Source organism: Mesorhizobium sangaii (assembly GCF_014207355.1).
GTDB classification, from domain to species: domain Bacteria; phylum Pseudomonadota; class Alphaproteobacteria; order Rhizobiales; family Rhizobiaceae; genus Mesorhizobium; species Mesorhizobium sangaii.
On record NZ_JACHEF010000021.1, the window covers coordinates 1 to 15466 of the forward strand.

The 15466-nt window shown below is 59.2% G+C and carries 8 protein-coding genes and 10 pseudogenes; 5 read left to right on the top strand and 13 right to left on the bottom strand.

From position 1 onward, the window contains the following. Both HNQ71_RS34135 and HNQ71_RS34140 read right to left on the bottom strand, forming a co-directional pair. Positions 1–863 (bottom strand): serine hydrolase domain-containing protein (locus HNQ71_RS34135; RefSeq protein ID WP_184879445.1); only part of this gene is annotated, 863 nt, incomplete at its 3' end. A gap of 209 nt (positions 864–1072) precedes the next feature. Then, positions 1073–2188, bottom strand: a complete 1116-nt coding sequence (locus HNQ71_RS34140; RefSeq protein WP_184879448.1) for an ABC transporter substrate-binding protein — start codon at positions 2186–2188, stop codon at positions 1073–1075. A gap of 601 nt (positions 2189–2789) precedes the next feature. Here HNQ71_RS34140 and HNQ71_RS34145 point away from each other — a divergent pair. Continuing rightward, a pseudogene (locus HNQ71_RS34145) lies at positions 2790–3133 on the top strand (CoA transferase); the annotation flags it as partial. Between the two features lie 173 nt (positions 3134–3306). Here the strand turns inward: HNQ71_RS34145 and HNQ71_RS36030 are convergent. From HNQ71_RS36030 to HNQ71_RS36040, 4 genes and pseudogenes are all read right to left on the bottom strand, one after another. After that, positions 3307–3597 (bottom strand): annotated as a pseudogene (locus tag HNQ71_RS36030) (extracellular solute-binding protein); the annotation flags it as partial. 31 nt (positions 3598–3628) lie between these two features. Beyond that, positions 3629–3874 carry a hypothetical protein gene (locus HNQ71_RS34155; RefSeq protein ID WP_184879451.1) on the bottom strand — a complete coding sequence of 82 codons (246 nt, stop codon included), beginning with the start codon at positions 3872–3874 and terminating at the stop codon, positions 3629–3631. A gap of 112 nt (positions 3875–3986) precedes the next feature. Then, positions 3987–4696, bottom strand: a pseudogene (locus tag HNQ71_RS36035) (enoyl-CoA hydratase-related protein). 1057 nt (positions 4697–5753) lie between these two features. Then, a pseudogene (locus tag HNQ71_RS36040) lies at positions 5754–6761 on the bottom strand (IS110 family RNA-guided transposase). A 161-nt stretch (positions 6762–6922) separates the two neighbouring features. Between HNQ71_RS36040 and HNQ71_RS34170 the strand changes: the two are divergent. Beyond that, a pseudogene (locus tag HNQ71_RS34170) lies at positions 6923–8456 on the top strand (ISL3 family transposase). On the opposite strand, the gene HNQ71_RS36045 reads toward HNQ71_RS34170, so the two are convergent. Both HNQ71_RS36045 and HNQ71_RS34185 read right to left on the bottom strand, forming a co-directional pair. Next, positions 8380–9246 (bottom strand): IS110 family RNA-guided transposase, encoded by an 867-nt coding sequence (locus HNQ71_RS36045; RefSeq protein ID WP_425492307.1) that lies wholly within the window; start codon positions 9244–9246, stop codon positions 8380–8382. The pseudogene HNQ71_RS34170 and the gene HNQ71_RS36045 sit on opposite strands and share 77 nt — an antisense overlap. Positions 9247–9536: 290 nt before the next feature. Beyond that, positions 9537–9995 (bottom strand): MaoC family dehydratase, encoded by a 459-nt coding sequence (locus HNQ71_RS34185; RefSeq protein ID WP_184879454.1) that lies wholly within the window; start codon positions 9993–9995, stop codon positions 9537–9539. A gap of 385 nt (positions 9996–10380) precedes the next feature. Between HNQ71_RS34185 and HNQ71_RS35390 the strand changes: the two are divergent. Then, a pseudogene (locus tag HNQ71_RS35390) lies at positions 10381–10961 on the top strand (IS66 family transposase); the annotation flags it as partial. 60 nt (positions 10962–11021) lie between these two features. Here the strand turns inward: HNQ71_RS35390 and HNQ71_RS36050 are convergent. The 3 genes and pseudogenes from HNQ71_RS36050 to HNQ71_RS34210 form a co-directional block, all read right to left on the bottom strand. Beyond that, positions 11022–11174, bottom strand: a pseudogene (locus tag HNQ71_RS36050) (integrase); the annotation flags it as partial. A 53-nt stretch (positions 11175–11227) separates the two neighbouring features. Further along, positions 11228–11758, bottom strand: a complete 531-nt coding sequence (locus HNQ71_RS34205; RefSeq protein ID WP_184879463.1) for a tyrosine-type recombinase/integrase — start codon at positions 11756–11758, stop codon at positions 11228–11230. Then, the gene (locus tag HNQ71_RS34210; RefSeq protein ID WP_246462537.1) at positions 11755–12327 is read right to left on the bottom strand and encodes a tyrosine-type recombinase/integrase; all 573 of its coding nucleotides are present in this window, start codon (positions 12325–12327) and stop codon (positions 11755–11757) included. The genes HNQ71_RS34205 and HNQ71_RS34210 overlap by 4 nt, the downstream gene beginning before the upstream one ends. A 170-nt stretch (positions 12328–12497) precedes the next feature. Between HNQ71_RS34210 and HNQ71_RS34215 the strand changes: the two are divergent. Then, positions 12498–12985, top strand: a pseudogene (locus HNQ71_RS34215) (tyrosine-type recombinase/integrase); the annotation flags it as partial. 10 nt (positions 12986–12995) lie between these two features. Then, a pseudogene (locus HNQ71_RS34220) lies at positions 12996–13337 on the top strand (transposase zinc-binding domain-containing protein); the annotation flags it as partial. Between the two features lie 22 nt (positions 13338–13359). Here the strand turns inward: HNQ71_RS34220 and HNQ71_RS34225 are convergent. After that, a complete protein-coding gene (locus tag HNQ71_RS34225) occupies positions 13360–15234 on the bottom strand; it encodes an MBL fold metallo-hydrolase (RefSeq protein WP_184879466.1) in 1875 nt (624 codons plus the stop codon). A gap of 1 nt (position 15235) precedes the next feature. Beyond that, a pseudogene (locus HNQ71_RS35395) lies at positions 15236–15466 on the bottom strand (hypothetical protein); the annotation flags it as partial.

The window sequence follows — 15466 nt, forward strand, 5'->3', positions numbered from 1 at the left end:
TCACGAAGAGTCGCATTGAAGCCGCCATCCGTGCAGGGAAAGCCGCCACGGTCGACGGTGATATAGGCGTCTTCCTCCGCCCCCATCGGCGCCCACAGTTCGGTGCTGATAAGCTCCGCGAACCGCCGCCCGCTTGAACGCTCCATGATAAAGCCCAGCAAGTTGTTCTCGGGCGACCGGTACTTGAATCGTTCGCCATGCGGAGCTTCCCGCTCGGTCAGTTTCAGGAAGAGCTGCCACGTAGTCTGAGGGTAGTCGGGATATTCCATCGGCCACCATCCCGCAGCCACCATGAGCATCTGCGCGTGGGTACCAGACTTCGTGTAGGGTCCGGTGACCAACACACCGGCCGTCATGTCCAGCAGATGCTGCACCGTGGCGCCGCGATAGGCGGTCGATTCAAGCTCCGGCAGATACCGCGTCACCAGGCTGTCCGTGTCGATGAGCCCCTTGTCGACAAGTATGCCAAACACTGTCCCCGTAATCGACTTCGATACCGACATGGCGGTATGCTGGCAATGCGGCGTGAAGCCGTTCATGTATCTTTCAGCTATGACCTCGCCGCGGGACAGGACGAGGAATCCATCGGTAAAGCTCTTGTCCAAAAACTCGCGAATGGTGGAACGCCGTCCGGCAACCTCGAATTCGATACCATCGATGTCCGTGGATCGCTCCCGCAACGGCAAGACAGGCCCCCGGCCACGCCAAATTTGCGCGGTCGGCACAAACTCGCGAGCACGCTGAAACGTCCAGCGGTTGTACGGCGGAAGATCCCACTCCTTTGCTGGAATGATCCGCGCGCCGGGCCTCATCGGGTCGGGCTGCCAGTCGGGGCCGATACCATTCACGATTTCCTCCTCCAACAAGAGTTATTCCGGGCGGCAAACGTTTATGACCGGGCTTCGCGACATCCGGTCCACGCAGTGTTTGGGCAGCCTCAAACTGCCATTTGAGAGTGCGTCAACTGCCCATTGCGGGTCGCTAAAATTGCAGAACGAATGATCGGAGTAAGTGGTGAATTCTTTACTCCGGCCGTTTTCCCGCCGTGGTACCGAAAACAGAGTGAATTTGTCTAGCCGCTGATCCAAGTCGTCCAGCGCTCGATTAGCTTCTGGCTGTTTTCCGCCAGCCAAGCCGAGTCCGACTTCATGAGTTTGGACCAGTTCTCCGGCGCGGTCGGCAGATTCGACGCCACATCGGCATCCACGAAATCCCCCGTATGTTTGTTAGGTATCGAGTAGTTCAACCGCTTGGCGAGTTCAGCGGCTGCTTTTGGGCGCGTGTAGAGATAGTTGAGCAGGGCCATGGCGGCAATCTTATGCGGCGCGCCCTTGGTGATGCCGATCGCATCTGCGTCGAGCATAGCGCCGTTCCACACGAAGGAAATCGGGAAGCCTTCCTTGCGAAGGCTCGCGACACGTCCATTCCAGACCATTGTTGCAACCACTTCCTTGGTCCGCAGCAATTGCAAGGCCTGGTCACCGCTGGTCCACCATACGGCGATGTTCGGCTTGAGTTCGTCGAGTTTCTTGAACGCGCGGTCGAGGTCGAGTGGGTAGACGTCCTTTGGCTCGACGCCGTCCGCGAGCAATGCGGCGCTCAGCACGTACCAAGGGGTGCCGTAGTTTGGGAGCGCTCGGGGCCCTGGGAACGCCTCTACGTCCCAGAAATCGGCCCAGCTCTTCATGCCGCCGTTCGGAAACGCGCTTTCGTCGTAGGCGATGCCGTTGCCTGTCGCGGCCCAGAGAACTGCGTTTCCGAGGCACGACCCCTCGATCCCCTCGGACACAACATTGGACAACTGCGAGCAATGGCCCAGATCCTCGACATAGTTCGCAAACGTCGGCGACCGCACGCTGTCCACGGTCGTCGTGACGATGTCCCATTCCATGGCGTCCGCTTCGCTCATGGCGTGCACCTTTGTTAAGACCTCAGAATAACTGCCGCCGACAAAGGCCGTCTCAATCCCGGTCTCGGCGGTGAAGGGATTGAAGAACAACTCCTTTAGGGTATCGAGGTAGACGCCACTCCCGATAGAGACGACCACCTTCATCTGTCCTGCCGCTTTGGCCGCCGCAACCAGTTCGTCGACCGAGGCGGCCGCGGCGCGCGAAGCCCAAAGGCTAGGTGCTGATGACATGAGCACCAGGCCCGCGGCGCTTTTGATAAAATGACGTCTGTTAGGCATGAAAAACTCCCCTTTGACATGGCTCTATGGGGTCTAACTTCAACCGAACGACGCTGTTTGGTTAGGCCCGATTTGTTATGCCAGGCCCTCGATTGTTATGATCTGGAGTACCTTCAAACCTCATCGGCTTGATAGACGATGATGGCAGACGGGAATATTCTACCCCGGCTCCGGATAGGCAGTCGGCAAGGGTCTTGTCCGTCGCGGTGCTAGCGCCACCCCCGGCCGTTGTGCGTGCACGAACAGGTCACGCGCCCGAATGAGCGGCCGCAGAGTTGGCGTTTTCCGCCATTGGCGGCGATGACATCGGGCAGCAGCGGGTTTCCGGTATGCTTCGGTAGCGCGGCGTGCCCAGAAAAGACAGCAGACCACGGGTTTCTGCCACGCCCTTCGGCAGCGCGAGGAGAATGGCGCCCGATCATAGATCTTCGGTCGTCGGAATAACTGTCAATGCTCGCGTGCAGGCAGGCATTCCGACTAGATGTGTTACTCGAGCATAGTTTGCGAAACAACTCGCGCCGCTAAGCACCACCGGCAGCTGTTGAGCTGGCGCGCTTGGATGGGGCGACTCGCGTTAACGATGAAGTACTGGGTGAGCCACATGAACAAAGTCTATGGCGACGAAGGTTCGGCGCTGGAAGGCTTGTTGTACAGAATGTTTATTGTTGCGGGCGGATTTGGTCTTTGTGCAATACCCGAACTGTTAATCAGCGCGATCCGGGACGCGGGCACCAGGAGCTGACGATCGCGTCGAATAACTGCGGCGTCGACGACTTCGGCCTCGGCCTCGGCCTGCTGCTGAAGACGAAGCAGATCAAGAAGATGATCTCATCGTATGTTGGCGAAAATGCCGAGTTCATGCAGCAGTACCTGAGCGGAGAGTTAGAGCTCGTAGAGGGCAAGGAGCACAAGGTCTTCAATGGCGGAACATATGTGCTTGAGACAGTGCCATGGCGGCAATCTTGTGAGGAGCGCCCTTGGTGATGCCGAGCGCATCTGCGTCGAGCATGGCGCCGCTCCACACGAAGGAAATCGGGAAGCCTTCTCTGCGCAGAGTTGCGACACGTCCATTCCAGACCATTGTTGCAACCACTTCCTCGGTCCGCAGCAATTTGCTGGGCCTGGTCACCGCTGGTCCACCATACGACGATGTTCGGCTTGAGTTCGTCGAGCTTCCTGAACGCGCGATCGACGTCCAGCGGGTAGACCTCCTTTGGGTCGACGCCGTCCGCAATTAATGCGGCGCTCAGCGCGAACCAAGGGCTGCCGAAATTGGGGAGGGCGCGTGGCCCCGGAAACGCCTTTACGTCCCAGAAATCGGCCCAGCTCTTCATGCCGCCGTTCGGAAACTCGCTTTCGTCGTAGGCGATACCCCGTCGCGGCCCAGAGAACCCGACTTCCCTTGACAAGACCCATCGACCCCCTCGGACACAACATCAGTCAACTCCGAGCAATCACCCAGGTCCTCGACATAGTTTGCGATGCCGGCGACCGCACCGTGTCATAGGTCGTCGCGAAGACGTCCCATTCCATGGCGTCCGCTTCGCTCATGGCGTGCACCTTTGTTAAGACCTCAGAATAGCTGCCGTTGTTGACGAGGACAGTCTCGATCCCAGTCTCCTTGGTGAAGGGATCGAAGAACAACTCCTTGAGCGTGTCGAAATAGACCCCAGTGCCGGCAGTCACGACACCTTCGGCTGTCCCGCCGCTTTGGCTGCGGCAACGAGGTCGGCGGTGGAAGCGGCCGCGGCCTGCGAAGGCCAGAGGCAAGGAGTCCCGCAGAATATATCGCTCGCGATTACCTGCCCTTCCACTGGGGCTTACGCTTTTCCATAAAGGCCCGAGGCCCTTCGAGACTGTCCACGGAATTCTCTATAGCCTTGTATTCTTTCAGTTCACTCGGCGGATTTCTAACCGCTGCAAACCCATCCTTTGCAGAGAGGTGCGACGTGTAGCGCATCACTTCTTTGAGACCTTCAATAGCGAGCGGGGCAGATTCACAGATCCTCTCGGCATGACGGATCGCCGCAGCCAGAGCCTCTCCCCTGGGAACAACCTCATTCACAAGGCCCCATCTAGCGGCCTCAGCGCGGAAATTGGCTCGCCCGTCATTATGAGGTGCATTGCAATGTTGTATGGTATGCGGCGATGTAGGTTCTGAATGCCGCCCGCCACGGGCAAAAGCCCGATCCGCGTTTCGGGGAGAACGAAGCGCGCATGCTCGGCTGCTACGATCATATCGCACGCGAGCGTGATCTCGAAGCCTCCTCCCGCTGCGGAGCCGTTGACAGCGGCTATTACCGGCTTGGTCAAACCCCAAAATTCCGCAATGCCACCGAACCCCCCAGGGCCGTTACCGACTTCCGAATCATAATAGAGGTCAGCGGTTAGGCTTTCATCGGACTCCTTCAGGTCCCAACCGCCGCTGAAGATGCGGTCCCCGGCACCTGTGAGGATTGCCACTCGTAGGTCGTCGTCTTCCTGAAACGCTGCAAACGCAGCATAAATTTCTCGGCTCGTACGGCGAGAATGGCATTCGCCGGCGGGTTGTCAATTGTGACAACAAGTATCTGTCCGTGGCGCTGAGTGCTAACTATTGCGGTCATAGCGGCAGCTTCTATTAGTGTTTGAGCGGAGCGCTGGTGCCGTTCGCTCGGTGTGAGCGCGATCGAGTTCGTCGCGGATGCCAGTATTCTTTCCATCGGGGTGAGGCCGGTCGCAACCGTACCTCTTGGATTCGCCTATCCGGCGAGGGTGCACCCCAACCTTTTTCCCGCAATCCTAGGACTTCACCCAGGAGTGGCTCGATGAAATGAGCGCCAAGCGCGCGGCACCTTTGATGAAATGACGTCTACTAGGCATGGGACCACTCCCTTTTTTCATGGTTTTCCTTTGGAGCCGAGCTCCAGCCAAATGAATCCTGGGGGCTAGGCCCGAGTTGTTATGCCCGGCCTTTGATTGTTATGGGGCCATCTTGAAGCCGTCATAATTTCAGCCCTTCCGGTCCCGACCGTTTGGCCGCGTGATTGCAGGAGAGGGGCGGAACACCTGATCCCACGAAAACCGCCACGAGCATGTCAGTCCAACAACAGCGGACGGCGGCCGACTTCTGATAGGCTTCGGCATGATAGCCCGCGCGCTCAGAAAGACGGCAGGGCTGCGTGTGTTTAGGCCCTTTAATTGCGGCAAGTAGTCAAGCCATTTCTTTCCTTCCGTTGCCGGCATCAAAGTCCCGGTCGAGGTGCCTCAACGTGTGCAAAGACGTTTGGCGAGCCAACGTCAGCCGATTCAACGAGGTCACCGCACCACGCCCCGACGGGGCGGGTTGGCGCTAATCAGCAGTTGCAGATAGTTTTCGATCCCTGTTCTGCCATCGCCGGGGTCATGGTCCTTTCCGAGGTCGAATGCCTCATGATGATGTTCGGGTCGGGTGCCTCAACGTGTGGAACGAGGTACGGAAGAGTCGTCCTCAGCCGAAACAACGAGGTCACCGCAACCGCCGTCCCGGCGGGGACATCACGAGCTCCGCGAAGGGAGGCTCGAGAACTGGTTTGCGGTCGAACTGCTACGCCATCTTTTCGTTTCCCCGCTCAAAGCTGGTGCCATCTACCCAGAGGCAGTGAAGGAGAACGGCGATCTTGCGAGCGACTGCCACCTTCGCCTTTTTCATGCCCACCCGCTTCGACAGACGAACGGCCCCACGCCTTCAGAGTCGACCACTTCTTCGTCCGGTGCATGAGCACGCTGGCCGCTTTGTATAGATAGGTCCGCAACAGGCGATCGGCCGTTTATGTCAGTTTTGCCGGACTGCTTTCGTCGAGGTGGCCAAGATAGGCGCCTACGTTGGCGGCCGAGCGGAAGCGCGACGGATCGTCGATCGTGTGTCGGAAGGTGAGCGCGGTCACCACACCGACGCCTGGAACGGTCATCAGCCGGCGGGTGGTTTCATCGGCATGAGCAAGACGCCGGACTTGCCGATCGAGCTTCTCCTGCTCCCGACAGACCTGCTCGTGAATGGTCAATAGAGGCTGGACAACCGGCACAAGCTCATGCCCGTCAGCAACCAGCTCCAGGGCTTTTCGCCTGAACTGCGAACCGATGGACCGTCCGAATAGCAGACCGTATTCCTTCAGCATCGCGCGGACCTGGTTTTCGAGATCGCGGCGGATCCCGACCAGTCGTGACCGGGTGACCAGCATGGATCGGGTGGCCTGACTTCGGCGCTTTTCACCTTCACTTCACGATGCCAGCCGACGCGAACCAACTCGGCGAGGCCGCGGGCATCATTCTCGTCGCTTTTGTTCATCCGCACCGAAAGCGCCGCCTTCGCATGCCGAGCATCGATGCAGACGACCGGCAATCCGACCCGCTTAAGCTCGTGCCAGAGCCAACTGGACATGGCGCCCGTCTCGAAGCCGATCCGCTCGGCGCCAGGCGCGCGCTTGCGCAGCAGTTCCGTCAATGCTCCCGGATTGGACTTAGCTTTCCCCTGGAACACGATCTTTCCAGCATCATCAACCACGCAAACGCTGGTCTCCCGCTGCGAGACATCCAGCCCGACATATTGCTTCACTGCGACCTCCTTATCCAAGTCGGCGGCTTCTGCCCTCGGCGAAGTCTTCCTTCAAAGGAGCAACGACAGCAATTACGTCATCGTGTGGAATAAGGGGGCTGACTCACATTTGATGATTTTGCATGGCGGCATGGTGCTATTTTCTGAGGGGAATCAGCACCATGATGAGAAATTTGCGTTTGTCGTCCTTGATTCCGGCGGGATTGGTCGTCGAGGCGATCGCTGAGAACGAAGGAGTGATCGCCGTTACCGCCCGCTCAGGGGTGCCGGCGCGGCCTTGCCCACTTTGCCACAGAGTGTCGCGCCGGGTTCACAGCCGCTATGGTCGACGGGTATCGGATCTTCCCTGTACCGGAACAAAGGTAGAGCTTCGGCTCGTGGCGCGCCGCTTCATCTGCGATGCGCCATTGTGCCGTCGACGAATCTTCGCCGAACGCTTTGACGACGGCGTTGTCGCCGAACGATCTCGCCGGACCTCGCGACTGGAGTGTATTGTTCATCATCTTGGGTCGGCGCTCGGCGGGCGGCCGGCGGCCAGCTTTGCAAAGCGGCTGATGGTCAGCAATGACACGTTGCTGCGGGTGGTGCGGCGACGTGCCTGTTTACGAACAGACCCTCTCAAAATTGTCGGCATCGATGATTGGGCTTTCCGTCGCAACCATCGCTACGGCACCATCGCCTGTGATCTGGAGCGGCGGCTGATCGTGACGTTGTTGCCTGATCGTGAGGTTGCCACCGTCGAAGCGTGGCTCGGTAACCACCCTCAGATCGAAACCGTCTCGCGCGACCGCGGCGGCGGTTACGGCGAAGCCACCGCCAAGGCATTACCGAATGCGGTTCACATCTCATGGAGAATGCGAGCGCGGCTTTCCTCGACGCCGTTCGCAAGTCGATGCGGATAATCCGAACTGCGATCGGCGCTATGACGATCAATCCAGACTTGCTCACCTACGCGGAGAAGCTTCAATACGAAGGCTATCTGCGGCGTGAGGAGACAAACGCGGCAATCATGAAACTTGCCGGCGAAGGCATCCCCATCAAGGAGATCGTGCGCCGCACCGGTCACAGTCGCAAACTATGCGCCAAGTGATCCGTGGCCAGCGAACCGATATTTTCCGCGTCCGGCAGAGTTCGCTCGAGGCATGGCTGCCGTTCCTGGAGGGGCAATGGATGTCGGGCTGCCACAATGCAAGCGAGCTCTGGCGGCGGCTGAAGACAAAAGGCTTTCGGGGGCGACTGGGCGTCGTCAGCGAATGGGCAAGGCGCCGGCGCCGCGCCGAGCAGGCATCCGATCAGCAACTCCACAAGGTACCGTCAGCCAGAACGATCGCGCGGCTGATGACGACGGCCCGCGATCATCTGAGCAAAGCCGACACAGTCATGATTGCCGCCATTGAGGCGGGCGTGCCCCTGCTGGTGGAAGCACGCAACCTGATCGCCGGTTTCCATTCCATGATCCGCAAGAAACTTGCCGATGATCTCGAGCCGTGGATCGCCGATGCCGGCAAAAGCCTCATTGCATCTTTCGCCAAGGGCATCATTCGCGACCGCGCTGCCGTCCGCGCCGCGATCACCGAACCATGGTCCAACGGTCAATCTGAGGGACAGACCACCAAGCTCAAGCTTGTGAAACGGCAGATGTATGGACGCGGAAAGCTCGACCTTCTGCAAGCCAGGCTGATCGGTGCAGTATGATCCCGATCTTCATCAAATGTGCGTCAGACCCCCTTTTGCGCGCCGATCCAGGGTCCCAATTCCGGGCCGATTGACAGGCTGCGGGTCTCCGCTGCATGGCCCACACGATCCGCGCATTCTTGTTGGCCAGCGCGACGGCCGCGACGTTTGGGTGCCGCCGCTCCCGTATCTTGCCGAGCCAGAGGCACGGCGGATCCTGATTGCCGCCAGCCCGACTCAAAGCGGCGCGAGCGCCATGAATCATCAACGTGCGCAGATAGCGATCGCCGCGTTTGCTGATGCCGAACAGGCGGGCTCGCCCTCCACTGGATCGCTGCTTCGGCACCAGACCAAGCCAGGCGGCGAACTGGCGGCCGTTCTTGAAGCAGGTCCTATCGCCCACGGCAGCGATCAAGGCTGTCGCCGTCACAGGGCCAATGCCTTCGATCTTCCCAAGCCGCTGGCACTGCTCACTGGCGCGGAAGATTTCCCGTATCCGCCGGTCATAGGCCGCAATCCGATGGTCGAGTTCGACCAGTTCGACCTGCAGCTCTCTCATCAGCGACCGGACCATTTCGCTGAGAGTGTAAGCGTCATTCTCGACGATCACCGCAAGGCCGCGCCGCAACGCTTTGTCTGCTGCGATCATCAAAGGGCTCCAATTCCACGGAAGCAAGTCATCGAGCCGGGTGATCGGCGTGTCGGCGATGCGGGAGAGAACATCGGCAAGCCAGGCTTGCGGATCGACGTCGTTGAGCTTTGCGGTTTTTGCCGGCCGCCGAACTATGCCGGGCGGGCGCGTTTCCGCCAGTGTTTTTCATGACTTAGCTGCAGCTGGACAGCTGGATGGGCGCATTCCTCAACCTCTTCTGACAATTGACTTTTTCAAGTCAGCACTTCATGGCCGGAAAGATCGCCGTCCAAGCAAATGGCACTCGGTGTCATCCGCCGGCCTCACAGCCCAAGCAGGCAGAACGAGCGTTCGCGCGTCGATTGCCTCACCTTGCGATCTCGCCCCGCGGCGGCGCACAACCCGCTCCCGAGAGAGGATTTTCACTCCGCTGCCGCCGATCGGAGGGAATTGTCAGGGAAGGATTCAAGCTAGTGACCTTCCGGAAAGACAAGGCCAAGCCCTTCGGCAATGCAGGCTGGACGTTCACGGCCTTCTATCTCGATCACGAATTCGTAGGTACACAGTTTCCCACCTGACCTCGGTACTACCGACAGCAAGCGCTGCCGGCCCCGAATTCTGCTCCCAACGGGCACCTCGTTCGTGAACCGAACCTTGTTCAGCCCGTAGAAAAGACTCAGTCCAACACCAGAATACGTGCAAATTTCCGGTGCGAACACCCCTATCAGCGCAAGCGTGAGAAAACCATGAACGATTGTTCCACCACGCTCGCGAGTTGCCCGCTCCACATCAACATGGATCCACTGATGATCGCCTGTTGCATCTGCAAAGATATTCACGCGTGCTTGGTCCGTCTGGAGCCAGGATGAGACGCCGATCTCCTGGCCTTCCCACTGCTCGAGTTGTTCATAGGCAATCACTTGCACCATCTATATCTCCCACTGCAGATCACCCCATTGACAATCGGGTGATCGACTTGCTGCTTGACCACCATTGCCCCAGCCCTTTCGGGCCAGTACGCTGCAATTGCGATCCGCCGCAAACGTGAATCCGCTCGCCACTTGCAACCAAACCGCCATACGAAGTTTGATGCACCGGCAAATCGCCATGCAGTCAAGCCGCATGTCAGCGATGTGAATAGGTTGCCCGCGTTATTCGCGTCGACATTTTCTTATGGAATGAATTGAGTTGAGTGTTCGTCGCCGGGAAAAGTGTTGTGATCTGATCCCTGAAAACTAGGGGCGCCTGCGGCAGAGTGAATCAGAGGGCGAAAAGGCCGGGAAAACCGATGGCGAGTATGCTCTGATCAGGGCCATGCCAGCCCCTGATCTCGAGCTTCCGGACGACGTCGACGCGCTCAAGGCGATGGTCGTCGCCATGGCCGAGCAGCGGGCGCAGATTGAAGCCCGCAATGCGGATCTTGAGGTCCGCAACAGACATCTCGAAGCGGAGAATAAGGACGCCGAAGAGCGGATTGCGCGATAACGGCGATGCTCAAGGTGCTGGAGCGGGCCTGCTTTGGGCGCCGCTCCGAGCGACTGCATGCTGGGTCACTGAGCGAGGAGCAATACGCCCTCGTCTTCGACGAGAACGAAACCGGCCATCAAGGCGCAGGTCGACAAGGCGGCGGGGCCGTCGAAGACCAAGCGTGCGCCGCGACCGCGCAAAGGCTTTGCGCCCCATCTCGAACGGGTCGAGGTGATCATCGATCCGGAGGTTCGGGCCGGTTGCGAGGGGCTCAGCGGGTGATGATCGGTGAGGATGTATCCGAGCGGCTCGACGTGACCCCGGCGAAGTTCCGAGTGATCATCACGCGCCGTCCCAAATACGCCTACAAGGGCTGGGACGGCGTCGTGCAGGCGGCCGCACCCGCCCGCATCATCGAGAGCGGCATTCACAGCTGTGCCGGACAACGTGTGGCGTGATGGATCGCGCGCCATGGTCGGCCGATCCTGGGCTGCTGCCGAGGCGTGCTTGGTCAGAATGTAGGCCACGCCGTCGCGGGTCAGGGGCTGACCGTGGCGGTTGACGAAAACGTGCTGCTGATCCTCAGCCGTCATGCTGTGCAGGCGGCGCAGTGCATCGGCGGTTTGGGACCATATCGGCACCAGCCGTTCCTTGCGGCCCTTACCTCGCAGACGAACCTGCCGTGCGGCATCAGTTACAGATCAGTCCATAGCAGGCCGGTCACCTCGCTGACCCGTGCGCCGCAATTATAGAGAAAAAGCAGCAGCGTGTGATCGCGCCAGCCTTGGCGGGTCTGTCGATCGGGGGCGTCGATGATGGCCCGAATATCGGGAGCTTCGAGGTAGTGGGCGGGTCTAAATCGCGCCCGCTTCGCTGGCAGCGCGAGCACCTGCGTGTAGCGGAGCGCATGATCGAGGTCGTGGCGCAGAAGGTGTTTGAAGAAGCTGCGCAGCGCGGCACGGCGGCAGTTGCGTGTGGCGGCGGAATTGGACCTTGTGGTCTCGAGATGATCCAGAAAGGCAACGATCATGTTGGCATCGAGATCGTCTAGCCTGAGCGCGGCAACCTCGCGGTTCTGACGCTGGGCCGCGAACAACAACAGCAGCTTGATCGTATCGCGATAGGCGCGGATTGTATGCGGGCTCGCGCCGCGCTGACGCGGCAGATAGGTGGTGAAAAAGGATTCGAGGAGCGCGAAAAGCGTCTGTGATCGGGCTTGGCTCATTCGGGTTGGCGGGCGTATCGCAGATGCTGTTCGAACCGGGTACTGGCCAGTTCCAGCAGTTGTGGCGTCGCCTTCAGATAAACCTCGGTGCCGAGGATGTTCTGATGGCCGAGATAGGCTGACAGACAGGGGAGCTTGGCGTGTAAATCGACGCCTGCCTCGGCCCAGATTGTGAGGCGGTGGACCGCGAAGGCATGGCGGAACTCGTACGGTCGGGCGCCGACCCGTCCGTGTGCGGGCTTGATCCCCAGGCCACGGAGCATCCGGCGGATGGCAGCGGATGCGGCGGCGGTCGTAAGGGGCGCGCCATTGCGGCGAACCAACAGGGCTTGCGGATCTACACAACGCTGGTCGATGAGGAGTTGGCGCCGATCGTCGATGTAGCGCCGCAACTCTCCAACAAGGTCATCCCTCATTGGCACGATCCGCGTGCGCCGCTTGCTGTCGCGGATCGTCAGGGTGCCGTGTTCGAGATCGATATCGGCCATCTTGAGGCGCACGGCTTCTCCAAGCCGCAGGCCGGTGCAATAGAGCACAAGAACAAGCCTGCGCAGCATTGAGGCCCACATGAAGTGCCCCTGATGCGCCGAAGCGACAGCAAGGATTCGGCGGATCTCGTCCTGGCTGAAAATTTAGGGGAAGAAGGTCGACTCCTTCACGGGTGCCCACCTGTGCTCGGGCACATAGCTGGTCGGATCGCGTCTCTGGCGGTAAAGGCAAAGCCGGCGAATGACGCCGAACTCGTTGCTATGCCGCCGGCCTACGCATTTCGGAAGCGGTGCAAGTCAGAGGATGGTCGTCCGCGTCGAGCGGGGCAAAGGCCAGAAGGACCGCTATGTGATGTTGTCGCCAAAGCTCCTGGAGATCCTGCGCGATTATTGGAAGGTGCGCCGGCCAGAGACATGGCTCTTCCCCGGCGATCGCGCCCGCCAGCCGATCACTAGGGATGCGGTGGGCAAAGCCTGCGCGAAAGCGCACGATCTCTCCCGCTTGTCCAAACCGGTGACGCCGCACAGTTTGCGGCACGCCTTCGCCGTCCATCTCCTGGAGGCCGGTGCCGACGTGCGCACCATTCAGCTGCTGCTGCTCGGTCACCGCAGCCTCGCGACCACCGCCCATTACCTGCGCATCGCCACCAACAAGGTATGCACCACCTCGAGCCCCTTCGAACTCTTGCCGCGTCCAGCACCCACCTTGCCGCCACCAGCCAAGCCTCAGTACTTCTGAGCTTGAGCCGATGGCCCGCTCGGGGCCTGAAGTGGCGGATATCGTCCGCCGCTACGGCGATGCCTATCGTTCCCAACATGACGCGTCGCTCTCGACCGCCGCGCTCGGCGGGCACGTCGAAGCGTGCGATCGCTGCCTCCACCAGCGCATCGCCTTCAACAGCTGCCGCGACAGACACTGCCCCCGCTGCCAGTCGCTGGCCCGCGCGCAATGGCTGGAGGATCGTCGCGCCGAGCTTCTCGACACCCAGTACTTTCACGTCGTCTTCACGCTGCCGGCCGACATTGCCGTCATCGCCTATCAGAACAAGGCGCTCGTCTACGGCCTGCTCTTCCGCGCCACCGCCGAGAGCAGGAGCGCTGATCGGGACGAAACTAATTTGATGCGGTTGACACCAGCGCCTCGCAAACAGGACCCTGTGATACTCCGTCGATCAGGATTTCGGCCGTGACCAGTCTTCTCTGCGTGTCGACCTGGGACGGAGAAGTGGCCCCGAGTAATATCTCGCCTCGCTGGGTAGGTTCAAGCGTAATGCTTTCAAACTCTCCATCTGAGGCCCAACCGGACGGCAGAAGGAGGCGCGCCCCGTATATAGCAGTGCGCTCCAAATTGTTTCGAACCCTCACCGTGTAGCTCACATTGCTATTTAGTCGGACTACCGAAATATACGGCAGCATTCGTGCCCAGAATAGATCGATGTAGTGGTCTGCTGGTGCATCTACTGCCTCTAGGAACGCCGCTTCCGTGCGCTCAATATAATGTGTGTACTCGGCGATCCTCGAGTGGTCCAAGGTAATCAGTTCGCCATGGCCGGGGCAGAGGAGATCAGGCTTGGTTGTCTGCATCACATTCGCGCAACGGCGGAGCATGTCCAACTGAAAGCTGTTGCGCAACACGGTACTCTGTATAGCTATCTCCCGATCAAGCTCCCCAGTCCCAGGATTGAAAAGAAACAAATTGTCTCCTCCGAAAGCGACCCGTTTGCCGTCGATAACGCCCAGAATTAAGGCGTGGTATTCGGTGTGGCCTGGGGCGTAGTGCGCCTCGAACTCAAATCCTCTCCATTGAAATGTCTCGCCATCACGGAGAATCCGCTCGACCTGGATCGGTTTGTGGTAGCAGCATGGCGTACTTGCCCACGCAGCAGGATCGGCAATGACGTCGGCGACGCAATCGAGGGCCCAGCACTTAGTGCCGAAATGTCGTTGCAGAAACGGTATTCCGGAGACGTGATCATCGTGGATGTGCGTGGGAACGACGAGTTCAATATGCCGTACTCCATAATCGTCGCGCAGCTGATCAAGATGGTGCTCGACGAAACGCAGAGCCTGCAGGCTATCGTGCTCGGGACCCCAATGGACATGCCCCAATGACGCAAAGCCATAGTCAATCAGCATGGCATGTCCGCTTCCGCTGAGCACAACGTAAAAGTTAGAGCTGGTGTACGGCCCTGCCCACAGCAGATGTTCACTAATGGGTTCCAACCGGCTTTCAAAAATCGTCTGCATGTCCTTGAAAGGGTTCCCATGGCCCGACGTAAAGAGCCTGCCTACGCCGGCAAGTGTCACAAGCCGCGATTCGAGCCTTTCAATGTCTGAAATAACGCTACAAACAGGATCGCCATGCGACGGATACGCCGTTTGGACGTTTTGCTTTTTCAAAGCAAGAATAGATTGCATTGTAAATTCGATCCCGAGGAGGTCACCATAGCTGTATTCCATTGCGTGAAGTTGGTACAGTCGACCGCCGCGTCTCATAAGGTCGCCAGTAAAGGCGATCTTGTTACCATCCACAGTAGTGATCAAATTTATCATGCCATATGTGTGACCTTTGGCCGGCAACACCTCGAAGTCGAAGTCCTTCCAAGCAAAAGTCTCATAGTCCGCAAGGACAGCGTCGACCTGGACGTTTTGTCCCAGCGAGAAGAAGGTGCTATTATTGTTGTAATTATCGTAGATACGCCGAGCCTGCCAGATGGCTTCGACATTGTCGAATAGGTGGCGCTCGTACTCGGGTACGGCAATTTTTGCTCCCGCACTCTGAACGATGGGAGTGCCCCAGCACTGATCTCTATGATGATGAGTATGCAGAATCCAGGCGACCCGCTTGATTCCGATGGTATGAAGGTGCTGCAAAATAGCACCGGAACCGGCATCTATCAGTAGGCCCTCGTCACCACTTTTCAGGACGTAAACGTTACAAGTGTCCCGAAACTGCCAGAGGTGGTCTGAGATCTGGATAAGAGACATTTCACTTTCCTTCCCGGGATGCTGACAGCGAGGTAACGGCCCGGCCTCGGTTCCTGGCGATGAAACCGTCGCGGTCGATCCGTCCACATAAAGGAGGGTGGTGAGGAGCGTTCACCAGATCGACCCATAGCGCGATTCCGATTGGCAGGGCGTTGTCGTTGAAGTCGTATTCGGGATGATGAAGGGCGGCGGTCATGCCGTTGCCCATGAAGATGAAGGCGCCGGGGCACGC